Below are 23700 nucleotides of genomic sequence, written 5' to 3' on the forward strand. Positions count from 1 at the left end.
TAAAATAGCTACCTCATTTTAATTTGTTCTATAAGATAAAAACTCTAATGTGAGTTTTTTTATATAATTTAAATGATGGAATATAGATATATGTCATTTAAATAAAAATAACTATTTAACTAATTTTGCAAATTCTGCACCAAACTCCATACATTCTTTTAATGTTTCCTCACTAGGGAAGAATTTTTTCTTAAGAGATTCTACAGGCATTTTGAATGTCATAGCTTTAAGTAAAGTTTCAGCCATAGTTATACCTTCACCACTCCAACCAAATGAACCAAATACTCCTGCTATCTTACCTTGGTTAGCCATTGGGTCTATAACAGAGAATAAATCCCACATAGGTTTAACCATTGTTTTATTTATAGTTGGAGAACCTAATAGTATTACTTTTGATACTACTAATGTATCATGCATTTCTGTTAATGTCATATTTTCTAAATCATATAATTCAGCTTTTGCACCTTCTTTATCAAGTCCCTCTTTTATCTTTTTAGCCATTTCTAAAGTATTGCTATAAGCTGATAAGTAGAATATAGAAACTTGATTTTGATTAGTTGTATTAATAGCTTCTGTAGACCACTCAACATATCTCTTTACAGCAGCCATTGGGTCTTTAGTAAGCATTGGACCATGAGAAGTTAATATAGTATCAAATTCTAAGTTTAGCCCTACAACCTTGTCTACAGCACTCAACACGTGCTTAGCAAATGGCTTAACTATGCAATCATAGTAATGTTTAGCTGATTTTAGATAATCTTCACTGTTTACTACTTCTGAATCAACACTTGCAAAATGACAACCAAATGCGTCACAAGTTAAAAGAGTCTTGTCCTCTTCAATGTAAGTAAACATTGTATCAACCCAATGTAAGAATGGAGCAGTTATAAATTTAAGATTTCTCTTACCGATATTTAAAACTTCACCATCTTTTATTACATGACAATTAAAAGGTCTATTTATTTGACCATCTAAGTATAATTTAGCAGCTTTAGTACAATAAACTTCTATATTAGGATTTAAATCTAATAAGTATTTTAAACTACCAGCATGGTCTGGCTCTGTGTGATGGACTACAACATAGTCAATTTTAGCTATATCAGTAACTTCTGATAAATTACTTAAAAATTCATCCTTAAAATTTGCTTTTACTGTATCAAATAAAACCGTTTTTTCGTCCTTTATTAAGTAAGAATTATAAGTTGTCCCAAACTCTGTTTCCATTATTATGTCGAATACTTTTAAACCTTCATCTACTACGCCAGTAAAGTAGATATCTTTTTTTACTTCGAAAACTTTACTCATTTTTAACCCTCCTAAAAATTATCATTATATAAATAACATACCCCATTTTGAGGTCAGTGAAACAAAAGATGTCATTATAAGTCATCAAAAACATAGTTTTATGTTTATAATATATCATATTTGGTAAAAAATCTGTATTTTAATAAAAATTTAATAGAAAATATTTTTAGATATACTATTTTGTGAATAATATAGATTTTAAATTCAATATTTTAGTTATATTTTTGATAGAAAATATTTTATCGTGTATAATATTACTTATAAATAAGAATAAAAATAAAGAACTTGTTTGGAGGAATTTTAATAAATGAATAAAGTAGACTTGAAAAAAATCTTAAAAAAAGTAGAAAAGCCTGCTAGATATCTTGGGAATGAAATAAATTCAATTCATAAAGATACTAGCAATAGTGAATTGATAAGATATGCACATTGTTTTCCAGACCTGTATGAAGTTGGGATGAGTCACTTAGGAAGTCATATATTATACGATGTAATAAACAAAGATGAAGATGTATTTTGTGAGAGAGTATATTCTCCTGCTGTTGACATGGAAAATATAATGAGAGAAAAAAATATACCATTATTTGCATTAGAGTCAAGAGAGCCTATAACAAACTTTGATTTTGTTACTTTTACACTTCAATATGAACTTTCATACACTAATATCTTAAATATATTAGATTTAGCCAATATACCAATATTAAAAGAAGAAAGAAAATTGGAAGACCCATTTATAATGGTTGGAGGTCCTTGTGCTTATAATTCGGAACCTTTAGCAGATTTTGTAGATATAGTAATATTAGGTGAAGGTGAAGAAGTTAACTTAGAAGTAGTAAATGAGTATAAAGAGTGGAAGAAAAATAAAACAACTAGAGGTGATTTTTTATACAGAATATCAAGTATAGAAGGAGTATACATACCAAGTTTTTATGATGTTAAATACAATGAAGATGGTACAGTTCAAAGTGTAACTCCTAATAGAGAAGGGGTTACTAAGAGTCCTACTAAGAGGATAATAAAAAATGTTGAAACTGTAGATTATCCAGAAAAATTAATAGTACCTTATATAGATACTGTTCATGATAGAATAGTGTTAGAATTGTTTAGAGGCTGTACAAGAGGATGCAGATTTTGTCAAGCTGGTATGATATACAGACCAATAAGAGAAAAGAGTGTTGAAAGACTTAAAGAGATACTTGACAAATTAGTTAAGAATACTGGATATGATGAAATATCATTATCATCACTTAGTACAAGTGACTATAGTAAGTTGTCTGAGCTTACTGATTATTTAGTAGATGAATATGCATCTAATAATATAGGAATTTCACTTCCATCGCTTAGACTAGACAATTTCTCAATGGAGATTGCTGATAAAATACAACAAGTAAGAAAATCTGGACTTACTTTTGCTCCAGAGGCAGGAACTCAGAGACTTAGAGACGTTATAAATAAAGGTGTTACAGAAGAAGACTTAGAAAATGCAACAGAAAGAGCTTTCGAAATGGGATGGAATAGTGTTAAACTATACTTTATGATTGGTTTGCCAACTGAAACTTATGATGATTTGGATGGAATAGCCAAATTAGCTTATAAAGTTATTGATATTTACAGAAAAGTAAATGGAGGTAAGCTAAAAAGAAGTTTTAGTGTTACAGTAAGTACATCTACATTTGTACCAAAACCATTTACACCGTTCCAATGGCATGGTCAAGATACAACAGAGGAAGTAGTTGATAAGCAAAGACATTTAGTCAATAAATTGAGAAATAACAACATAAAATATAACTATCATGATTCAAAGACTAGCTTGATGGAAGCTGTAGTAGCTAGAGGAGATAGAAAGATAGGAAAAGTTATATATGATGCATTTAAATTAGGTGCAAAATTTGATGGCTGGGCAGAACACTTCAGTTTAGATATATGGAAGGAAGCTATGGAAAAAAACAATCTTTCTATAGACTTCTATGCACATAGAAATAGAGGATATGAAGAGGTATTCCCTTGGGACCATATAGATGTAGGTGTAAGTAAAAAATTCTTGATTAGAGAAGATGAAAATGCTAAAAAAGAAAAAATCACTTCTGATTGCAGACATAATTGTAATGGTTGTGGAATAAATATACATGATATAGGAAGGGGGCTTTGTTAATATGAGTAAAATAATTAGAGTCAAATTTAAAAAAGAAGGTGATATGATATATATATCACATCTTGACCTTCAAAGATTATTACAAAGAGCATTTAGGAGAGCTGAAATAAATTTATCACATTCTAAAGGGTTTAACCCTCATCCTAAGATGAGTTATGGTAATGCTTTAGCATTAGGGACAGAAAGCCAAGGCGAGTATGTGGATATTGAGATAGAAGATGATTTATTGGTAGATGAGTTTTTAGATAAAGTGTCAGTTCAGCTTCCAGAGGGGATAGAATTTATTAAAGCAAAGGAAATTGATAGACAGACACCTTCTCTTTCTTCCGTAATAGATTATGGAGAGTATCTGTTTAATATAGATTTAAAAAGGCCTTTGACTAAAGAGTTTGTAAAAAGAAAAGTAATTGACTTTATGAATAATAAAGAGATAATCATAACAAAAAAGAATAAAAAAGGAAAATTGGTTGAAGTTGATATAAGACCCATGATAAGAACTTTTGATGTTTTAAATTTAGAAGATGAGCATATTACTCTTACTGCTACTATAGCTACAGGTTCAAAAACTAATTTAAATACTAATATACTTATTCCTAAAATGTTAGAGATGTTTGAACTGGATATTGACCCATTAGAAGTTGATATATTGAGAAGAGATTTATATGTATTAGAAGATGGGGAATTAGTGACTCCTATGTAAGTTCGTGAGAGGTGAAGTTGTGAAGAAGATAGTTATTGAGTCCTTAATAGGGTCTCAGAAAACAGCAGTGCTTGAAGATGGAAAGTTAGTAGAACTTTTTGTTGAAGATAACTTAAATAAAAAAACTGTATCCAATATATATCGTGGAATTGTAAAAAAAGTTATACCAGGAATAGAAGCATGTTTTGTAGATATTGGATTTAAGAAACTTGCTTATTTACAGTTAAAAAAAGAAAGTACCATAAAATCTGGGCAAGAGATTTTGGTTCAAGTAAATAAAGAAGAAATTGGTACTAAGGGTGCAAAATTAAATACTGAAATTAGTATATCTGGAAGGTATATTGTCTATATACCTTCCAACGACAGAACTACTATATCAAATAAGATTACTGATGAAAGAGAAAGATTTAGATTAAAAAAAATCACAAAAGCAGTGAATAAAGAAAACTTGGGATTAATAATAAGAACTGAAGCTCAAGGCTGTACTCATGATGAAATAAAAAAAGATATAGAAGAGTTAAAATTAAAGTATGATAATATTTTAAAAGAATATAAACTTGGTATGGGACCAAAGCTATTATATAAGTCCTTAGATTTTGCAACTAAATATGTAAAAGATAATGTAAATGATGAGATTGAGTCTATAATTATCAATAATTATGATAAATATCATGAATTAAAACCTATTTTGAAGCTTATAAATAATGATTATATTGATAAATTATACCTTGAAGAAAATAAAGATGTATTTGATTTATATAGAATAGAATCTCAAATAGAAAAATTATTAAATGAAAAAGTATGGTTAAAGAGTGGTGGTTATTTAATAATAGAAAAAACAGAAGCTCTTACTGTTATAGATGTAAATACAGGTAAGTTTGTTGGAACTGGTAAACTTGATGAGACTGTTTATAAAACAAATATTGAAGCTGCAAAGGAAATTGTGAGACAGCTTAGAATTAGAGATATAGCTGGAATAATAATAATTGATTTTATTGATATGTATAAAAAGAAATATCAAAATGAGGTATTACACATACTAGAGGAAGAGTTTAGTAAAGATAAGAGAAAAGCTGAAGTGTTAGGAATGACAAAACTTGGCTTAGTAGAAGTTGCAAGACGAAGAGAAAAAGAGTCTATTGATAAGTATTATTTAATGGCTTGCCCATGCTGTGATGGAACGAAAACTATAAAATCTATACATCATATAGTGGATAGTGTCGAAAAAGAAATTATGAGAATAAGTGAGCATACAGTTTATAAAAACGTAATAATAGAATTCAATGATTTTGTTTTTAAACAAATAAAAGAAGATTATATGGATATAATTGATAAAATTGGTGAAAAATATAATATGAAAATTTCTTTAAACGCAAACTGCGCATTAAAACACAACAAAACAAATGTTATTTTTGATAAAATAGTTGACAATAAAATGTAAATATTTTATAATTAATAATTGTAATGCCGCACAGTAAAGGTCTAAATCTTCTAATGAAGTACCTTGTACTGGCGAGTTTGAGACCGAGGAGGTGTATTTAATGTACGCTATAGTAAAGACTGGTGGAAAGCAATATAAAGTTTCTGAAGGTGATGTATTATTCGTTGAAAAGTTAGAAGCTAACGCAGGTGATGTTGTTACTTTAAACGAAGTATTAGCTTGCTCTAAAGATGGAGAATTAAAATTAGGTTCTCCAGTAGTAGAAGGAGCATCTGTTCAAGCAAAAGTTGTTGAACAAGGTAAAGCTAAGAAAGTTATAGTTTTCAAGTATAAAGCAAAAAAAGATTACAGAAGAAAACAAGGACATCGTCAATCATATACTAAGATAGTTGTAGAGAAAATCAACGCTTAATTATTGGACTAGTTATGATAAAGGTTAAATATTATTATAATGATGATTTCTTGTTGCAAGGTTTTTGTTTAAAGGGACATGCTGATTTTGCTGAAATAGGCTATGATATAGTTTGTTCTGCAGTTACGTCTAATGCTATTGCAGTTATAAACTCTTTAGACAAGTTACAAAAGATTGAATTTGAAAAGGTAGTAGGAGAAGAAGGGCATATAGAATGTATAGTTAAAGATGCATATCTAAAAGATGCACAGTTATTACTAAATCACTTTCAATTAGCGGTTGAAGAAATTAAACGGGAATACCCAAAAAATATAAAAATTTTAAAAAAGTAGGGGGTGACTCCATATGTTAAACATGAATTTACAATTATTAGCATCTAAAAAAGGGGTAGGTTCTTCTAAAAATGGTAGAGATTCTATATCTAAAAGATTAGGTGTTAAGAGATTCGATGGGCAATTAGTAACTGCTGGAAGTATAATAGTTAGACAAAGAGGAACTAAAATACATCCAGGAACTAATGTTGGAAAAGGTAGCGATGATACTTTATTTGCATTAGTTGATGGTACTGTTAAATTCGAAAGAAAAGACAAGAAGAGAAAAAAAGTTAGTATATATCCAGTAGCAATAGCTGAGTAATATACATAAAAGGAGTGTTGATGCACTCCTTTTTCTTATAATACTGATGAATTTATAATAGTATTTTTGGTAAAGCTAATTAAAAGTTTTTAATTAAGTAGGTGAAGAATTTGTTTATAGATAAAGCGAGAATATTTGTAAAAGCTGGAAATGGTGGAAATGGTTCGGTAGCATTTAGAAAAGAAAAATATGTTCCAGCTGGTGGGCCAGATGGTGGAGATGGTGGTCGTGGAGCGAGCATCATATTTGAAGTTGATTTAGGTCTTAGAACATTAATGGACTTTAAATACCAGAAAAAATATCAAGCTCAACACGGTGGCGACGGTAGCAAAGGTAAAAGGGCTGGTAAAAATGGAGAAAGCTTAATATTAAAAGTACCAGCAGGTACAGTAATAAGAGATGAAGCTACAGGTCTTGTACTAGCAGATTTAAAGAAAGAAGGAGATACAGCAGTAGTTGCAAAAGGTGGTATAGGTGGTAAAGGTAATCAACACTTTGCAAATGCAGTAAGACAAGCTCCAGCTTTTGCAAAGTCTGGTACAGATGGAGAAGAAAGATGGATAACTCTTGAACTTAAAATGATAGCAGATGTAGGTCTTTTAGGATTTCCAAATGTAGGTAAGTCAACATTTTTATCAGTTGTAACCAAAGCTAAGCCCAAAATTGCAAACTATCATTTTACAACATTGACACCAAATTTAGGTGTTGTTCAAACTAAGTTTGGAGATAGTTTTGTACTTGCTGATATACCTGGAATTATAGAGGGTGCTTCTGAAGGTATAGGATTAGGTCATGAATTCTTAAGACATGTTGAGAGAACTAAGGTATTGATACATATTGTAGATATATCTGGACTGGAAGGTAGAGACCCAATTGAGGATTTTGACAAAATAAATGATGAACTTAAATTATATAATGAGAAGCTTTCAACAAGACCTCAGGTTGTAGTTGCAAATAAATTTGATATATTGGAAGATGAAAGCCAATTTGAAAAATTTAAGGATGAATTAGAAGGTAGAGGATATACAGTATTTAAGATGTCTGCAGCAACTCGTCAAGGAATAGATGATGTAATTGCCTACGTTTCTAAAATGTTAAAAGAAGTAGAAGATGTGGAATTAGTTTCAGAAGAAGAAATGTATAGACCAGAACTTGATATTGGAACAGAAGAAGGATTGAACATAGATGTTGAAGATGGTGTATATGTAGTTACAGGTAAGGCACTTAGAAGAATAATGTATTCTGTAAATTTTGATGATATGGAATCACTTCAATATTTCCAAAAAGCTATGGAAAGTCAAGGTGTATTTGATAGGCTTAGAGAGATGGGAATTGAAGATGGGGATGTAGTTAGAATTTACGAATTGGAATTTGAATTTTACAATTAATTTTGATATAGAATTATAGAGGTGATAATATGTTAAAAGGAAAGCAAAGAGCATATTTAAGATCTTTAGCAAATACTTTAAAGCCTACTACACAAATTGGTAAGGAAGGCGTTACAGAAAGCTTTTTAGAGCAATTAGAGGATATGCTAAGAGTTAGAGAACTAGTAAAGGTTACTATACTAGAAAATGCAGGTCTTGATGCTAAAGAAACTGCTAATGCAGTATGTGAAGCTTTAAGAGCAGAGTTTGTTCAAGCTATTGGTTTTAAGTTTACTATTTACAAGAGAAATATTGATGAGCCCAAGATACTTTTTCCAGGTCATGAACAGGCAAAAGCTAAGGTAAAAAATAACAATGTTACAAAAAAAGGTAAACCAACTAAAAGAGCAGTTAGATAATTAATTAGATTATTTTAGAAGAAATAAGTTAAAAAATATAGTGACAATTGGGAAAAATTGTATTATACTATTAACAATAAATTTAAATTAGCAATCTTATCAAGAGAGGCAGAGGGACTGGCCCTATGAAGCCCGGCAACCAGTATATTTTAATATACATTGGTGCTAAATCCTGCAGCAATTACGCTGAAAGATGAGTATAAACCCGTCATATGGCTTGAGTTTATACTCAAGCTTTTTTAATTGGCATATTTATATATATAAATAAATTAATATAATCAAAAGTGATGGGGGTATGTAACAGTGAAGATAGGAATACTAGGGTATGGAACAGTAGGAAGTGGATTAATAGATTTAATAGAGAATAATACTTTAAAAAGAGAAATAGAAATAGCTGGAATTTTAGTTAAAAATAAAGAGAAGCATAAATCAAAGAGATATTTTGATAAGGTAACAACAGATATAGAAGATATATTTAACAAAGATGTTGATATATTAGTTGAAGTAATTGGAGGACTAAATCCAGCTCTTGATTATGTAACAAGAGCTCTAAATAAAAAAATACATGTAGTAACAGCAAATAAAGATTTATTAGCTGAAAGAGGTAGTGACCTTATAGAGCTGGCTAACTTAAATGATGTTAGCATTAAATTTGAAGCATCAGTAGCAGGTGGTATTCCAGTTTTAAAGCCATTAATAGAATCATTAGAAGGTAATAATATAAAAAGTATAAATGCTATTTTAAATGGAACATGCAACTTTATATTATCAAAGATGTATGATGAAAATTTACCATATGATGTAGCTTTAAAACAAGCACAAGAACTAGGATTTGCAGAAGTTAATCCAGATGCAGATGTATTAGGATATGATAGTGCTAGAAAACTATCTATATTATCTACTTTATCTTATGGGAAAATAGTGTATTGGAAAGATTTGTTATTAGAAGGAATAACTTCAATAGATGAAAAGGATATAGAATATGCTAAGAAATTAAATTGTAAGATAAAATTAGTTGCTAGAAGTAAATATGAATTGGGAGAAGTAAGTGGATTTGTTAGACCTGCATTGGTGGATAATGATAATATGCTGTCTAAAATAGATAATGAGTTTAATGTAGTAATTATAGTGGGAGATTCTGTAGGAGAACTTTCTTTTGTAGGTAAGGGTGCTGGAAGAGGTGCAACAGGAAGTGCTGTTTATGCTGATATCATAGATATAATAGATAATAGGAGTTCAAATATAAAGTCTTTTTCAAAAGGTAAATTGGATTTGAGTGGGCTTATAGAAGATGAATGTAGTGCAGTAGTTAGATTTAGTGAATATAATAAAGATGGAATTTTAAAATGTTTAGATAAATATGTAGATAGCTATAATATTATAGATGAAGAAGAATTTGCTATTTTTATAAATGCAAAATCAGAACATGAAATTGATAGGTTCTTAGAAGATGTAAAGAGAAATGAATATAGTAAGTCAGTTAAAAAACTATTAAAAGTAGATTAAAATATCTATGTAATGACTGTAAAAATTTAAAGGTGAAGAAAAACAAAAAGTTTATTTTGTTTTTCTTCACCTTTTTAACAGCTGGTGACTTAATAAGATAATAGAAAAATAGATAGATTATAACATTTTACTTATTCAATAAAAAAATTTTCACTCGCCTCGTTAATAGCTTGCTGAGTTACCCTTATATATCGCTGTGTAGTGGCTACAGAGCTATGGTTTAAGAGTTCCTTAACTAATTCTAAGTTATTGTTACTCTTTTCAAATTGAGTAGTAGCATAGAGCTTTCTAAAGCTATGTGTGCTTATGTTATACAAATTTAAGTATTTACAAATTATTCTCAATTGTTTCTGGATAGCTTTTGTCTTTATATTTACTAAGTAGTCATCTGATTTAAGATTATACTTTCTTGCATGTTCATTTATAGATTCAATTATATTTTTGTTAACAGGTCTATACTGTAGTTTACCTGTCTTTTTTTCATTTATTTCCAACATATTACCTTTAAAATTACCTATTTTTAATCTTAAAATATCTGATATTCTTAGACCTAAATTAGCTTCTAACATTAGTGCTAATGCAACCTTAGGATTCTTTCTAAATCTTTTTTCAACGCCATTTTCACTATAAATAAAGCCCGTATGTAGTAGTTCCATTATCTTTTTATATTCGTCTATTTCTATAGGTCTTGTTGCCATTTTCAACCACTCCTCTTAGTTTGATTTGATAAGTTTAGGTCGGTATTTATTATATAATATAAATGAAATATTATATATTGGAAAAATATACCAATTACTTTATATAAGTGTGCTATATGTGATTAAGGAGAATTTTTGAAAAATATTGTTATAAAAAATTATCAAAATTGTGATGAAATAACTATGCTGATAAAGTAATTAAAAAGGTTATTAAGATTATGACAAATATAATTAGAAAATGGAAGCATTTAGTTAATTTTTATACATTTTATTTTTTTCGAAATAAGTTTTTTATAAAAAAAGTATTTTTATATCTAATTAATTTTCCACTTGTAGATAAATTTCTCATGTGTTTTTTAGCAACAAATAAAGCTGAAATTAAGTAGATTATTATTACAATTTGAAGAATAGTGTCATAATAGCTAAGATAATAGAACCAAATTAAGTTATTATATATAACATTATATGTATCAGCAAAGCTAGAAACTAATACAGTAGAGTTTGCAATAGGATAAAGTATAAAAATAAATAAACCTGCTAAAAGTCCATGTGCAAACTTACTTAATATGTATAATTTTAAGTCTATATCTGTTTTTGATAAAAATGTACAACATTGAGCTAGTATGGACAATCCGCTAAATCCTATCAGAAAACTAGCCAAAGATGCTCTTAGGATTTCTGGGGCACTTGTTATACTAGATACCTTATTACAACCAATTGTGATTTCAAATAGACCGCTTACAAATGCTTGACAGAGTTCTTTATTGACACCTAAAAGTGAAAGTGGTAAATATATAACTGATGCTATTAAAGAGATTACATTAAATAGTGATAGTATTTTAAATACTACCGAAAAAACAATTACAAATCCACCAACTGTAAGTAATGTATTTACTCCATTAAAGACAGCATTTCCAAATAGAACAAAAAAACCATTACCACTAGAACTTCTAATATTAATTATGTTTTTTATGTTTGTTTTTAAATCTAATTTTGTCTTTGGAAGATTTTCATTTCCATAATTTCTGAAAAAAAGACCAACTAATATAGTTCCCAAGTAATGGCATAAAATCATCAAGTAACCTAAATTTGAATTTTGAAACATACCTGTACCAACTGAGCCTATTATAAATAAAGGTCCTGATGTAGAACAAAAAGATACCAGTCTTTGGGCTTCATGTTTAGAAATCTGTTTATTGCTTCTAAATTCAGAAGCTAGACTTGCTCCCACTGGATAACCAGATACTGCTGATATTGCAAAAGCTAAAGCACTTTTTCCTGATACATTAAACACAAGTCTAGTTATGGGATTAATAATAAACCCTATAATATCTACTATTTTTAAATCGACAATTAGGTTTGCACCAATTATAAAAGGGAGTAGCGATGGGACTAGAACATTAGACCATATGGAAAAACCCTCTCTTGCAGATTTTATAGCTTCATTTGGGTATAAGATAATGCCTAAAACTAGAACCCCAACTATGATAGCTGGAGCGAAAAAACCAATAATTTTATTTTTTTTCATAATATCACCTGTAAATTTGAGTTATAAGATATTATATTAAAAGTAACAAAAATATATGAATGTAATGGCTTAAGATATATAATAGATATATATTATAACAACGACTACTACATGGGAGGAAAAAATGTTTAATAGTATAGCTAGTAAAAAAGTTTATGAACAAGTAATTGAGCAAATTCAATATAAAATATTAAATGGAGAGTTAAAAAAGGGTGATAAACTACTATCTGAAAGAGAATTGTCTGAACAAATGAATGTAAGTAGAACCTCTATTAGAGAAGCTATCAGGGTTTTAGAAACTATGGGTGTGATAGAAAGCAGACAAGGTGAGGGTAATTTTATATGCACAAATATAGAAAAAACTTTAATAGAACCTTTATCTATGATTTTTAAACTGAATAATGGTACACTTGAAGACATACTAGAGCTTAGAATAATTTTAGAAATTGAGATTGCAAAACTTGCTTCAAAGAGAATAACTTCTTCTGAATCTATAGAATTAAAAAGTATAATAGATGAAATGAGAATAGAAACCAATAAAAAAGATAATAATCAAATTTTGGTTTTATTAGATCAAAAATTTCACAGCAAATTGGCTACAATAAGTAAAAATTATTTAATTCAAAGTCTTTTTATAACAGCCTCAAAATTGTTTGATGGATTTATAGAGGATGCAAGAGAGAAGATAATTGCAGAACCTTTAAATGAAACTATCTTGCTTAAGCAACATGAAGCTATATATAAGGCAGTTATAGAAAACAATACTGAACTTGCACATGAAAAAGCGAAAGAGCATATGAGATTTATAAGTAAAAACTACAGAAAAAATGAAAATTAAAAGTTTGTTATAAAATAAATTATTCTTGCAAATAGAAGATAATGGTACTATTATATAAATGTAAAACTGGTATGACCACATACCAATTTTATAGTTTATTATAATGGGAGATTAAAGATGGTAAAGTTAAAAGTACCTTATTCAAAGCAAGGAATGATTTTAGAAATACCTAACAAACGTTTTCTTGGTGTCTTGGAATCAAAATCGGATAATTATGTAGAACATAAGACACAAGAAGAAATAGTTGAAGAATCTATGAATAATCCAATAGGCTCTTTATCATTGGAAGAGTTAGTTAAAGGAAAAAAGAATGTAGTCATAATTACAAGTGACCATACAAGACCTGTTCCAAGTAAAGTAACTATGCCAATTCTTTTAAGAAGAATTAGGAAAGCTAATCCTAAAATTGATGTGAAGATTATAGTAGCAACTGGTTTTCATAGGCCAAGTACAAGAGAAGAATTAGTTTATAAGATGGGAGAAGAAATTGTAGATAATGAAGAAATAATCATGCATATATCTACTGATGATGAAGCTATGTGCAAGGTGGGTGTATTACCTTCAGGTGGGGATTTATATATAAATAAACTTGCATATGATGCAGAACTTTTAATCGCAGAAGGTTTTATAGAACCACACTTTTTTGCAGGTTTCTCAGGAGGAAGAAAAAGTGTACTTCCAGGAATAGCCTCTGCAAAGACTATAATGTATAACCATTGTAGTGATTTTATAGATAGTGACAATTCGAGAACTGGAAAATTAAAAAATAATCCTATTCATGAAGATATGGTATATGCAGCTAAGGTTGCCAAACTAGCATTTATATTGAATGTTGTAATAGATAAAGAGAAAAAAGTAATAGCATCATTTGCTGGTGATGTCGAAAAAGCACATACCCGAGGTTGTGAATTTGTAACAGAACTCTCAAAAGTAAATTCCATAAAGTCAGATATTGTAGTGAGTACAAATGGTGGATACCCATTAGACCAAAATATTTATCAAGCAGTTAAGGGGATGACAGCAGCAGAGGCTACCTGTAAAGAAGGTGGAGTAATAATAATGATTGCAGCATGTAATGATGGTCATGGAGGTCAATCCTTTTATGAAAATGTAGCAAATGCAGATTCTCCAAAACAACTTTTAGAAAAAATTAGAAGTGTTGACAGATGTGATACAATTCCAGACCAATGGGAATTTCAAATATTAGCAAGAATACTATCTAAGTATACTGTAATAATGGTAACAGATAAGTGTAGTCCTGAAATGATAAAGAAAATGCATATGAAACATGCATTTAATTTTAAGGATGCTTTAGAGATGGCTACTAATATAGTCGGTGAAGATAGTAAAGTTACAGTTATACCTGATGGAGTATCAGTGATAGTTAAATAAAAAAGGGGTGTAGTTTATGGAAATTTTGACATGTATTAAACAAGTACCTGGAACAACCACAGTAGAGGTTGATGAATCCACAGGTGTATTGAAAAGAGATGGAGTAGATTCAAAAATGAATCCTTATGATTTATATGCTTTAGAAACAGCACTTAGAATAAAAAACGACATAAAAGCTAATTTAAAAGTACTTACTATGGGTCCTCCGCAAGCAAAGAAGGTAATAGAAGAGAGTTTTATGATGGGGGCAGATGAAGGAGCTTTAATAAGCGATAGAAGATTTGGAGGGGCAGATGTCTTGGCAACTTCTTACACTATATCGCAAGGTATTAAAAAAATGGGTAGAGTAGACTTAATAATTTGTGGAAAACAAACTACTGATGGTGATACAGCGCAGGTTGGACCTGAAGTAGCCGAGTTTTTAGATATACCTCATGTAACTAATGTTACAAAATTAATTGAAATCAAAGAGAAAAGCATAGTTGTTGAAATAGATATGCCAAATGATTTACAAGTATGTGAAATTGAGTATCCTTGTTTGATAACAGTAGAAAAAGATATTTTTCAACCAAGATTGCCTTCATTTAAGTTAAAGTTAGAAACTAAAGAAAGAAAAATACCTGTGTACAGTTTAGATGATTTTGAAGATAAGGACGAAGATAATTATGGATTAAATGGTTCCCCTACTCAAGTTGTAAGAATATTTCCTCCTAAGCCAAATACAGATAAAAATATTATGAGAGGAAATCCAGAAGAGTTAAGTTCTGTGCTTATAAATAAATTAGAGGAATTAAAATTAGTCTAAGGGGGAAGAAGAAATGTCAAAAATAGTTGTAAATCAAGATAAAATAACTGATTTAAAAAGAGTACTAGAAATTTGTCCTTTTGGTGCTATAGAAGAAAAATCAGGTAAGGTAGAAATAAGTGCTGGCTGTAAGATGTGCAAATTGTGTGTCAAAAGTGGACCCAAAGGTGCATTTGAATTTATAGAAAGTAATAAAGCAAAAATAAATAAGGATGAATGGAAGGGAGTGGCAGTATATGTAGAACATCATAATGGAAATATACATCCTGTAACATATGAACTTATAGGAAAAGCTCGCAAAATGGCATCAAAAATAAAGCAACCTGTATATTGTGTATTTGTAGGAAAAGATATAAAAGATAAATGTAAGAATCTTATCTCCTATGGTATTGATGAAGTATTTGTATACGATGAAGATGAATTTAAAGAATTTAGGATAGAGCCATATGCAAAGGCAATAGAAAACTTTATAAATAAAATAAAACCAACAATAATGTTGGTTGGTGGAACTACATTAGGTAGGTCATTAGCTCCGAGGCTTGCTGCTAGATTTAAAACAGGGCTTACAGCAGATTGTACAATACTTGATGTGCAATCAAACACTGATTTAGACCAGATAAGACCAGCATTTGGTGGAAATATAATGGCTCACATAAATACACCCAATAATAGACCTCAATTTGCCACTGTAAGATATAAAATATTTTCAGCTCCAGAAAAGGTAGAAAATGCTACAGGAAAAATAACTTTATGTGAAATAGAAAAAAAAGAATTAAAATCTAAGATTAAAGTACTGAGTGTAAAAGAAAAAAATAAAGAAGTTGGTCTTGAAGAAGCAGAAGTAATAGTAGTTGCAAGTAGAGCAATAAAGAAACAGGAAGATATGGATATGATATATAAATTAGCTGACAAGTTAAATGCTCAAGTAGCAGGAACAAGACCGATTATAGAAGCAGGTTGGATAGATGCTAAAAAACAAATAGGTCTTAGTGGTAGAACTGTAAAGCCTAAATTAATAATAACTTGTGGTGTATCTGGAGCTGTTCAATTTGTTGCAGGAATGCAAGGAGCTGATTATATAGTAGCTATAAATAAAGATGATAAGGCACCTATACTTGATGTAGCACACTTAGCTTTAATAGGAGATATTTATGATATTATTCCTAAATTGATAAAAAAAATAGAAAATAAAAAAAATGATAAGCAAATATATGTGGCATCAGCAGCTGAATAGGGGGATAGAGATGTATAAATCAATTGATAAAAAAGATATAGATTTTTTAATAGATATTTGTGGAGATGAAAATGTAGTAGTTGGAAGTGATATAAATGAAGATTTTTCACATGATGAACTTGGAGGAATAGAAAAATATCCTGAGGTTTTAGTAAATGTGATTGAAACCGAGCAAGTATCTAAAATAATGAAATATGCATATGAAAACAATATACCAGTTACGCCAAGAGGACAAGGAACTGGTCTTGTAGGAGCTGCTGTTGCCATAAATGGTGGAATAATGATTAATCTATGTAAAATGAATAAAATACTTGAGGTTGATTATGAAAATCTAACATTGACAGTAGAACCAGGAGTTTTGCTTATGACAATAGGTCAATATGTTCAAGAGAGAGACTTATTTTATCCACCTGACCCAGGTGAGAAGAGTGCTACAATAGCAGGTAATATAAATACTAATGCAGGTGGAATGAGAGCAGTAAAATATGGTGTTACAAGAGATTATATTAGAGGTCTTGAAGTAGTATTACCAAATGGAGAAGTTATAAATATAGGGGGAAAAGTAGTTAAAAATAGTTCTGGATATAGTATAAAAGATTTATTAATAGGTTCAGAAGGAACTTTAGGAATAGTTACAAAAGCGATATTAAAATTGCTTCCTTTACCAAAGAAAAGTGTAAGTTTACTTATACCTTTTCCTAATTTATCAATGGCAATAGAGACTGTTCCTAAAATAATAAAATCGAAATCAATACCAACAGCCATAGAATTTATGGAGAGAGATGTAATATTGGCTGCGGAAGAATTTTTAGGTAAAAAGTTTCCAGATAATACATCAGATGCTTATCTTCTACTTACGTTTGATGGAAATAGTATTGAAGAAATTGAAAAAGAATATGAAAAAGTTGCTAATCTGTGTTTAGAAAATGGAGCATTAGATGTATTTATATCAGATACGCAAGAAAGAAATGATTCTATATGGTCAGCCAGAGGCGCTTTCTTAGAAGCTATAAAGGCATCTACAACAGAAATGGATGAATGTGATGTCGTTGTACCAAGAGACAAGGTAGCAGAGTTTATAAGATATACTCATGAGCTTCAAGATGAGTTAAAAATAAGAATAAAAAGTTTTGGTCATGCAGGTGATGGAAATCTACACATATATATATTAAAAGATAGTATGGATGAACATACTTGGAAAGTAAGATTAAAAGAAGCTTTTGACTGTATGTATAAAAAATCTAGAGAACTTAATGGTCAAGTCTCAGGTGAACATGGTATAGGATATGCAAAAAAAGAGTATTTACATGAATCAAAATCAGATGCCTATATGATGTTAATTAAAAATATAAAAATAGCTTTTGACCCTAAAAATATTTTAAATCCAGGAAAAATATATTAAATATATAAATGTTATTTTTAAACATAAAAGTTATAAAAAACAGGTTTAAATTTAATAACTTAAATTTACTTTTTAATGTTAATAGTATTTGTAAATATTAATATTATTTATAAAGATTTTAGGATGGCAATGTTTATTTAACTTTAGAAATATGAAATATTATTTAAGTTAAGTTGGTGTTACCATCCTAAAAATATGAATACACATGTGAAGCGTATTTTATTTATAAAAAATATTTGTAATTATAAATACATCTTATTAATTTAATGAGGTTATTTAAAATTTATAAGGTTATTTAAAAAACTTATTTTACATATATTGGACGAGTGTAAAAGTCCATAGGACCTTTTACTAAACCTTGATTATTTCTATAATATACTGAGTTGTATATATTTGTAGATTTTATATCATAACTTATAAGTGTTTCAAAAATAGCATCATCTAATGAAAATGATATATTTGAAAATTTATTTATTATGTCTATGTTAGATTTATTTTTTATCTCTTTTAGAACTTCTCTACCTTTGTCATTAAAAGCAAGTATTCTTATATAAGGAACAATATCTATATCTTTTACAAGGTGAATATCGCTTTTTTTTATGCCTAACAATATATTATTTAAAGTTCTCTTGATTTTAGTTAAAGTATATCTCTTAGATTTAATTGATAATTGTAATTCGTATAAAGAATTAGATGTAAAAATATCTTTGTAAATTTTATTTTCTATACCTTCATTTACTTCAAAATAATCCTTTAAATTGGATATGTCCCTAAGTATGATTGTCTTTAAAGTATCAAAAAATAATTCATCAAACATAGGAAAAAATTTGTTATCTATTTTTTCGTTTAATATACTATAAGTTTTTTCTGGAATAACTTTTTTTAATTGAGAGATATTACAATTTTCCTTAAGTGAAGTTCTTATAGCAGTAGCAGAGCAAATACTATTATTAATTTCTTTAGAGTTGTACTCTGACTGAACTCTGGAAATAGTAAATGGCTTTATATTGCTGTTTAAATTGATAAGATTTTTTATATATTCTATACCAAGTATATTATTTGATGAATTTAATATTTTTAATAATTGTTCTTTTGTAGTTTTTTGAGATAAGTCGTTGTTTTCATATTGGTGTATATAATCAAAAAGTGAATTAGCTCTAGCCACTGGAAATAACATACCATCATCTAAATATTTTTTTAAAAGTAATTTAAATTCTTTTGGCTCATTTGCTAAAATCTCTGCAATACTATAAAGAATATCTGTGTTTCCCTCTTCACTACCAAAACATACAGAACTTATGCAGTTTAGAGAATTTAAAATTGTTATGGCACCATGAGAAAAAATTTCGGCACTTTGGCAAGCAAACATAGTTGGTAATTCTATAACTAAGTCTACACCATTTTCGACAGCAATTTTTGCTCTAGTATATTTATCAAATAAAGCGGGCTCACCTCTTTGAAGAAAGTTTCCACTCATGATTGCCACTGTATGTGTTGCATTTGTTTTTTCTATAGATTTAGATAAATGATAGATATGTCCATTATGAAATGGGTTATATTCAACTATTAATCCAAGTATATTCATAAAATGCTCCTTTTTCCTTTGTTTATTTTATCTATATTGTAATTTATTATAATATGTATAAAATTTAAATTTTTAATTACCTAGCTAAAAAACATAAAAAAATTTGTTAAAATGTAGAAATACTACATAACAAGAAATCAGTTAAGTGTTATTAAAATAACTTTATTAAGCCTTTATATTATATTATTATAGCAAATGGGAAAGAATAATCTACATTAAGTTAATTTGTTAATAAATTGTTATTAAAACACACAATTTGCTGTAGTAGAAATATGATATAATATAAAAAAAAGTATATACTTTTATATTAAAAGGTGATATATTATTTATGAAAATCGTTTAATGTATACAATAATATATCTATGACAAAATAATAAAATATAAGTTTTTAGACATTTATTATGAATCAAAATTGATTACATATCATTTATAAAAATCTAAGGAGGAAATAATAATGAAAATATTAGTATTAAACTGTGGGAGTTCTTCATTAAAATATCAATTAATAGATATGAGTAATGAAGAAGTTTTATGTATAGGATTAGTTGAAAGAATAGGAATCGAAGGTTCTATACTTAAACATGAAAAAGCAGGAAGAGATGATAAATACATTGTTGAACAACCAATGAAAGACCATAAAGATGCAATAGCATTAGTATTAGAAGCTGTTGCTCATCCAGAATTTGGTGCAGTTAAAGAAATGAAAGAAATAGATGCAGTAGGGCATAGAGTTGTTCATGCTGGAGAAAAATTTGCAACTTCAGTAGTAATAACTCCAGAAGTAGAAGAAGCTTTAAAAGAATGTATAGATTTAGCTCCACTTCATAATCCAGCAAACATAATGGGAATTGATGCTTGTAAAGCTATACTTCCAGGTGTACCAATGGTAGGAGTATTTGATACTGCTTTCCATCAAACAATGCCTAAATCTTCATACTTATATGGTTTACCTCATGAATTATATACTAAATATGGAGTAAGAAGATATGGGTTCCATGGAACTTCTCATAACTATGTATCTCAAAAAGCAGCAGAGATGTTAGGAAAAGATATAAAAGACTTAAAAATAGTAACTTGTCACTTAGGAAATGGTGCTTCTATAGCTGCTGTTGATGGTGGAAGATGTATAGATACATCTATGGGATTCACTCCATTAGAAGGATTAATAATGGGAACTAGATGTGGAGATATAGACCCTGCTATACTACCTTTCTTAATGAGAAAAGAAGGTTTAGATGCTGATGGATTAGATAAATTAATGAACAAGGAATCTGGAGTATATGGAATGACTGGAATTTCTAGTGATTTCAGAGATATAGAAGATGCAGCTAAAAATGGAGATGAAAGAGCTCAAGCAACATTAGAAGCTTATGTTAAAAAAGTACAAAAGTATATAGGTGCTTATGCTGCTGAAATGAATGGATTAGATGTTGTAGTATTTACTGCTGGTGTAGGTGAAAATGGAAAGGCTATAAGAGCAGACATAGCTTCTAATATGGAGTTCTTAGGAATGAAACTAGATAAGGAAGCTAATGATGTTAGAGGAAAAGAAACAGTAATATCTACTGATGACTCTAAAGTAAAAATGCTTTTAATACCAACTAACGAAGAATTAATGATAGCTAGAGATACATTAAGATTAGTAAAATAATTTAATTAAACTTATGCCTATCAAGTAAAAATACTTGACAAACAAATGCTAGATTTGTATAATAAATTTGGTGATATGTTGAGGTGAACTTAATGAAAGTTAGCATAGAAAAAATAAATAGAAAAGAAACTGACAAAATAGACTTGAATTTTTGTGAAAAAATTGATACTATTAGTTATTGTGATGAGATTTACAAATTAGTATCACCTGTAAATTTAAAAGGTAAAGTATCAAAGACTAATAAAGGTTTGTATCTAGATATAGATGTTAATTTTACAATTGTTGACAATTGTTCAAGATGTCTTAAAGAAGTAGAAATACCATTAGAGTATTCTATACAAGGTTTTTTAGTAAAAGAAGAAGATTATGATGAAGATGAATTTGAGGAATTTGATCCTTTTATATTCGATGGTGAAGAAATCGACCTTATTGATATAATAGAACAGACATTAGATTTTAATGTGCCTCATAAAGTTCTTTGTAGTGAAAACTGTAAAGGTCTTTGTCAAGGATGCGGAGCAAACTTAAATGAAGGAGAATGTTCTTGCAGTGAAATTACAAACGATGAGGAATACATAGATCCTCGTTTTGCTAAATTAAAAGATTTATTTAATTAAATTTTGACTAAGGAGGTGGCGTAAATGGCAGTACCAAAGCGTAAAACGTCTAAATCAAACACAAAAATGAGAAGAGCAGCTAACTCAAAGATGGAAGCAACAGGATTTGTAAGTTGCCCACAATGTCATGAGCCAAAATTACCACATAGAGTGTGTCCAGACTGTGGATATTATAAAGGTAAAGAAGTTGTATCTAAGTAATAGCTTCTAAAAAACATGTAGAGTGTACTCTACATGTTTTTTTTGTACATATAAAAAAGATGATTTACTAGAGAAATAAATGGATTTTATGCATATTAAAAATTAGAAAAATAATAATATAAGTATTGAAAATTTTTGTGTGTTACTATATACTACTATTAGTAGCTGGTACTAATTACAGCTATAAAATTTGGAGGGAACATGAAAAAGAAGAGTAAAGCCCAAAGACAACAAGAGCTTATAGATATGCTAAAGACTGATCCTTTTTATACTGATGAAGAATTATCAAGTTTGTTTAATGTTAGTATACAGACAATAAGATTAGATAGAATGAGTCTAAACATACCAGAGCTAAGAGAAAGAGTCAAATCAATAGCAGAAACTCAGAGTTCAAAAGTAAAGACTTTAGGAGTAAAGGAAATTACAGGCGAAATCATTGATTTATCTGTAGGGCAATTAGGTATATCTATGTTAGAAGTTACAGAGGACATGATTTACTCTAAAACTAATACTTTGAAAGATACGTATATATTTTCTCTAGCAGATTCATTAGCAATGGCTATAATAGATGCACCTAAAGTTATTATGAGAGTTGCAAATGTAAAATGTTTTAAGTTGATAGAACAACAAGACAGACTTATAGCAAAAGCAGAAGTGTATAGAAATATAGACAAAAAGCATTATGTAAAAGTTGTTATCAACAATAAAGCCCAAGAGCAAATATTTAGAGGGAAGTTTATCTTTGAAGAGTTAGATTAGGAGGAAAATCATGAAAATAGTAATAGATGGAATGGGTGGAGATAATGCACCAAAATCTAATGTAGAAGGCGCAGTAAATGCTATAAAAGAATATCAAGTAGATTTAATAATCACAGGAGATAAAGATTTATTAGAAAAGGAATTTTCAAATTATGAATTTGATAAAAATAAACTAGAAATAGTTCATACTACTGAGATTATAGAAAATGAAGATAAACCAGTTAAGGCTATAAGAAGCAAAAAAGATTCATCTATGGTAGTAGCATTAAACCTCGTAAAAGAAGGTAAGGCAGATGCTATAATATCAGCTGGAAACACAGGAGCTTTACTTGCTGGTGGATTATTTGTAGTCGGTAGAATAAAAGGAATTGATAGACCTTGCTTATGCTCAGCAATACCAAATGTAAAGCGAGGAATGACACTTATAGCAGACTGTGGTGCGAATGCAGATTGTAAATCTAAGAATCTAGTTGAATTTGCAGCTATGAGTAATATTTACTCAAGAAAAGTGTTGGGACTTGAAAATCCTAAAGTGGCACTAGCAAATGTTGGACTAGAAGAAGGTAAAGGCAATGATTTAGTTAAAAAATCATATGAGGAAATTAAAAAATTAGATTTAAATTTTATAGGGAATGTAGAAGCTAGAGAGGTTATAAATGCATATACAGATATAATTATTTGTGATGGATTTACAGGTAATATATTACTTAAATCTGCTGAAGGGGTAGCCCTTTCAGTTATGAGTCTTATAAAGGAAACTTTTATGGCTAGTACAAAAAGCAAAATAGGAGCATTACTTATAAAAGATGATTTAAAAAAATTAAAGAGTTTTATAGATTATTCTGAGTATGGTGGAGCTCCACTTCTAGGATTAAATGGAGGAGTTATAAAGGCTCATGGTAGCTCTGATGCTAAAGCTATAAAAAATGCTATAAATCAAGGTATAAAATTTACAAAAGGAAAAGTTGTTGAGGATATCAATCAATTTATAAGTAAATATAATGAAGAAAATAAAAATAACGAAGATGAATAAACTCGTTTTGGAGGTTTAA

The 23700-nt window shown here is 29.0% G+C and carries 23 protein-coding genes and 1 riboswitch; of the genes, 19 read left to right on the forward strand and 4 right to left on the reverse strand.

The annotated features are described in order from the left end of the window. Positions 1–111: 111 nt before the first annotated feature. The gene (locus IC218_RS00485; protein WP_227434082.1) at positions 112–1305 is read right to left on the reverse strand and encodes an FprA family A-type flavoprotein; all 1194 of its coding nucleotides are present in this window, start codon (positions 1303–1305) and stop codon (positions 112–114) included. A 307-nt stretch (positions 1306–1612) separates the two neighbouring features. Between IC218_RS00485 and IC218_RS00490 the strand changes: the two genes are divergently transcribed. From IC218_RS00490 to IC218_RS00530, 9 genes are all read left to right on the forward strand, one after another. Beyond that, positions 1613–3457 carry a TIGR03960 family B12-binding radical SAM protein gene (locus IC218_RS00490; RefSeq protein ID WP_227482186.1) on the forward strand — a complete coding sequence of 615 codons (1845 nt, stop codon included), beginning with the start codon at positions 1613–1615 and terminating at the stop codon, positions 3455–3457. Between the two features lies 1 nt (position 3458). Then, entirely contained in the window at positions 3459–4157 is a 699-nt protein-coding gene (locus tag IC218_RS00495) for a TIGR03936 family radical SAM-associated protein (protein WP_227823627.1), read from the forward strand. A gap of 19 nt (positions 4158–4176) precedes the next feature. Further along, on the forward strand, positions 4177–5598 hold the full coding sequence (locus IC218_RS00500; RefSeq protein ID WP_227482188.1) for an Rne/Rng family ribonuclease: 1422 nt from the start codon (positions 4177–4179) through the stop codon (positions 5596–5598). A 100-nt stretch (positions 5599–5698) separates the two neighbouring features. Continuing rightward, positions 5699–6010 carry a 50S ribosomal protein L21 gene (gene rplU / locus IC218_RS00505; protein WP_003419082.1) on the forward strand — a complete coding sequence of 104 codons (312 nt, stop codon included), beginning with the start codon at positions 5699–5701 and terminating at the stop codon, positions 6008–6010. A 14-nt stretch (positions 6011–6024) separates the two neighbouring features. Next, positions 6025–6342, forward strand: a complete 318-nt coding sequence (locus IC218_RS00510) for a ribosomal-processing cysteine protease Prp (protein WP_227434086.1) — start codon at positions 6025–6027, stop codon at positions 6340–6342. Between the two features lie 13 nt (positions 6343–6355). Further along, positions 6356–6646, forward strand: a complete 291-nt coding sequence (rpmA, locus tag IC218_RS00515; RefSeq protein WP_003419086.1) for a 50S ribosomal protein L27 — start codon at positions 6356–6358, stop codon at positions 6644–6646. A 110-nt stretch (positions 6647–6756) separates the two neighbouring features. Further along, positions 6757–8034 (forward strand): GTPase ObgE, encoded by a 1278-nt coding sequence (gene obgE / locus IC218_RS00520; protein WP_227434087.1) that lies wholly within the window; start codon positions 6757–6759, stop codon positions 8032–8034. A gap of 29 nt (positions 8035–8063) precedes the next feature. Beyond that, a complete protein-coding gene (locus IC218_RS00525) occupies positions 8064–8432 on the forward strand; it encodes a YhbY family RNA-binding protein (RefSeq protein WP_227434088.1) in 369 nt (122 codons plus the stop codon). Positions 8433–8525: 93 nt separating this feature from the next. Next, positions 8526–8632, forward strand: a riboswitch (SAM riboswitch). Between the two features lie 103 nt (positions 8633–8735). After that, complete coding sequence (locus IC218_RS00530) at positions 8736–9938, forward strand: homoserine dehydrogenase (protein ID WP_227434089.1); 1203 nt, start codon at positions 8736–8738, stop codon at positions 9936–9938. 131 nt (positions 9939–10069) lie between these two features. Here the strand turns inward: IC218_RS00530 and IC218_RS00535 are convergent, their stop codons facing one another. Both IC218_RS00535 and IC218_RS00540 read right to left on the reverse strand, forming a co-directional pair. Next, positions 10070–10636, reverse strand: a complete 567-nt coding sequence (locus tag IC218_RS00535; RefSeq protein ID WP_227434090.1) for a tyrosine-type recombinase/integrase — start codon at positions 10634–10636, stop codon at positions 10070–10072. 268 nt (positions 10637–10904) lie between these two features. Further along, positions 10905–12164, reverse strand: a complete 1260-nt coding sequence (locus IC218_RS00540) for a sporulation integral membrane protein YlbJ (RefSeq protein WP_227434091.1) — start codon at positions 12162–12164, stop codon at positions 10905–10907. Between the two features lie 124 nt (positions 12165–12288). Between IC218_RS00540 and IC218_RS00545 the strand changes: the two genes are divergently transcribed. The 5 genes from IC218_RS00545 to IC218_RS00565 all read left to right on the forward strand — a co-directional run bounded on the left by IC218_RS00545 (position 12289) and on the right by IC218_RS00565 (position 17835). Beyond that, on the forward strand, positions 12289–13002 hold the full coding sequence (locus tag IC218_RS00545; RefSeq protein ID WP_227482189.1) for a FadR/GntR family transcriptional regulator: 714 nt from the start codon (positions 12289–12291) through the stop codon (positions 13000–13002). Between the two features lie 117 nt (positions 13003–13119). Beyond that, positions 13120–14394 carry a nickel-dependent lactate racemase gene (larA, locus tag IC218_RS00550; protein ID WP_227482190.1) on the forward strand — a complete coding sequence of 425 codons (1275 nt, stop codon included), beginning with the start codon at positions 13120–13122 and terminating at the stop codon, positions 14392–14394. Positions 14395–14410: 16 nt separating this feature from the next. Then, the gene (locus IC218_RS00555; protein WP_227434094.1) at positions 14411–15199 is read left to right on the forward strand and encodes an electron transfer flavoprotein subunit beta/FixA family protein; all 789 of its coding nucleotides are present in this window, start codon (positions 14411–14413) and stop codon (positions 15197–15199) included. Between the two features lie 13 nt (positions 15200–15212). Next, the gene (locus IC218_RS00560; RefSeq protein WP_227434095.1) at positions 15213–16433 is read left to right on the forward strand and encodes an FAD-binding protein; all 1221 of its coding nucleotides are present in this window, start codon (positions 15213–15215) and stop codon (positions 16431–16433) included. 10 nt (positions 16434–16443) lie between these two features. Beyond that, complete coding sequence (locus tag IC218_RS00565; protein WP_227482191.1) at positions 16444–17835, forward strand: FAD-binding oxidoreductase; 1392 nt, start codon at positions 16444–16446, stop codon at positions 17833–17835. A 304-nt stretch (positions 17836–18139) separates the two neighbouring features. On the opposite strand, the gene IC218_RS00570 is transcribed toward IC218_RS00565, so the two are convergent. Next, positions 18140–19420 carry a nucleotidyltransferase gene (locus tag IC218_RS00570; RefSeq protein WP_227482192.1) on the reverse strand — a complete coding sequence of 427 codons (1281 nt, stop codon included), beginning with the start codon at positions 19418–19420 and terminating at the stop codon, positions 18140–18142. A 454-nt stretch (positions 19421–19874) separates the two neighbouring features. On the opposite strand from IC218_RS00570, the gene IC218_RS00575 reads away from it, so the two are divergent. The 5 genes from IC218_RS00575 to plsX all read left to right on the forward strand — a co-directional run bounded on the left by IC218_RS00575 (position 19875) and on the right by plsX (position 23681). Further along, on the forward strand, positions 19875–21071 hold the full coding sequence (locus tag IC218_RS00575; protein ID WP_227434098.1) for an acetate/propionate family kinase: 1197 nt from the start codon (positions 19875–19877) through the stop codon (positions 21069–21071). A gap of 92 nt (positions 21072–21163) precedes the next feature. After that, the gene (locus IC218_RS00580) at positions 21164–21688 is read left to right on the forward strand and encodes a YceD family protein (RefSeq protein WP_227482193.1); all 525 of its coding nucleotides are present in this window, start codon (positions 21164–21166) and stop codon (positions 21686–21688) included. 24 nt (positions 21689–21712) lie between these two features. After that, positions 21713–21889 carry a 50S ribosomal protein L32 gene (gene rpmF / locus IC218_RS00585; protein WP_003419113.1) on the forward strand — a complete coding sequence of 59 codons (177 nt, stop codon included), beginning with the start codon at positions 21713–21715 and terminating at the stop codon, positions 21887–21889. Positions 21890–22090: 201 nt separating this feature from the next. Continuing rightward, positions 22091–22648: a transcription factor FapR gene (gene fapR, locus IC218_RS00590; RefSeq protein WP_227434100.1), complete on the forward strand. Its 558-nt coding sequence runs from the start codon at positions 22091–22093 to the stop codon at positions 22646–22648. 10 nt (positions 22649–22658) lie between these two features. Next, positions 22659–23681 carry a phosphate acyltransferase PlsX gene (gene plsX / locus IC218_RS00595; protein ID WP_227482194.1) on the forward strand — a complete coding sequence of 341 codons (1023 nt, stop codon included), beginning with the start codon at positions 22659–22661 and terminating at the stop codon, positions 23679–23681. Positions 23682–23700 lie beyond the last annotated feature (19 nt).

Source organism: Clostridioides sp. ES-S-0005-03 (assembly GCF_020658455.1).
In the GTDB taxonomy this organism is placed as follows: domain Bacteria; phylum Bacillota; class Clostridia; order Peptostreptococcales; family Peptostreptococcaceae; genus Clostridioides.

Coding starts and splice junctions, on each gene's coding strand:
- IC218_RS00485 (WP_227434082.1), bottom strand. CDS start 1,305: ATGAGTAAAGTTTTCGAAGTAAAAAAAGATATCTACTTTACTGGCGTA.
- IC218_RS00490 (WP_227482186.1), top strand. CDS start 1,613: ATGAATAAAGTAGACTTGAAAAAAATCTTAAAAAAAGTAGAAAAGCCT.
- IC218_RS00495 (WP_227823627.1), top strand. CDS start 3,459: ATGAGTAAAATAATTAGAGTCAAATTTAAAAAAGAAGGTGATATGATA.
- rplU (WP_003419082.1), top strand. CDS start 5,699: ATGTACGCTATAGTAAAGACTGGTGGAAAGCAATATAAAGTTTCTGAA.
- IC218_RS00510 (WP_227434086.1), top strand. CDS start 6,025: ATGATAAAGGTTAAATATTATTATAATGATGATTTCTTGTTGCAAGGT.
- rpmA (WP_003419086.1), top strand. CDS start 6,356: ATGTTAAACATGAATTTACAATTATTAGCATCTAAAAAAGGGGTAGGT.
- IC218_RS00525 (WP_227434088.1), top strand. CDS start 8,064: ATGTTAAAAGGAAAGCAAAGAGCATATTTAAGATCTTTAGCAAATACT.
- IC218_RS00535 (WP_227434090.1), bottom strand. CDS start 10,636: ATGGCAACAAGACCTATAGAAATAGACGAATATAAAAAGATAATGGAA.
- IC218_RS00540 (WP_227434091.1), bottom strand. CDS start 12,164: ATGAAAAAAAATAAAATTATTGGTTTTTTCGCTCCAGCTATCATAGTT.
- IC218_RS00545 (WP_227482189.1), top strand. CDS start 12,289: ATGTTTAATAGTATAGCTAGTAAAAAAGTTTATGAACAAGTAATTGAG.
- larA (WP_227482190.1), top strand. CDS start 13,120: ATGGTAAAGTTAAAAGTACCTTATTCAAAGCAAGGAATGATTTTAGAA.
- IC218_RS00555 (WP_227434094.1), top strand. CDS start 14,411: ATGGAAATTTTGACATGTATTAAACAAGTACCTGGAACAACCACAGTA.
- IC218_RS00560 (WP_227434095.1), top strand. CDS start 15,213: ATGTCAAAAATAGTTGTAAATCAAGATAAAATAACTGATTTAAAAAGA.
- IC218_RS00565 (WP_227482191.1), top strand. CDS start 16,444: ATGTATAAATCAATTGATAAAAAAGATATAGATTTTTTAATAGATATT.
- IC218_RS00570 (WP_227482192.1), bottom strand. CDS start 19,420: ATGAATATACTTGGATTAATAGTTGAATATAACCCATTTCATAATGGA.
- IC218_RS00575 (WP_227434098.1), top strand. CDS start 19,875: ATGAAAATATTAGTATTAAACTGTGGGAGTTCTTCATTAAAATATCAA.
- IC218_RS00580 (WP_227482193.1), top strand. CDS start 21,164: ATGAAAGTTAGCATAGAAAAAATAAATAGAAAAGAAACTGACAAAATA.
- rpmF (WP_003419113.1), top strand. CDS start 21,713: ATGGCAGTACCAAAGCGTAAAACGTCTAAATCAAACACAAAAATGAGA.
- fapR (WP_227434100.1), top strand. CDS start 22,091: ATGAAAAAGAAGAGTAAAGCCCAAAGACAACAAGAGCTTATAGATATG.
- plsX (WP_227482194.1), top strand. CDS start 22,659: ATGAAAATAGTAATAGATGGAATGGGTGGAGATAATGCACCAAAATCT.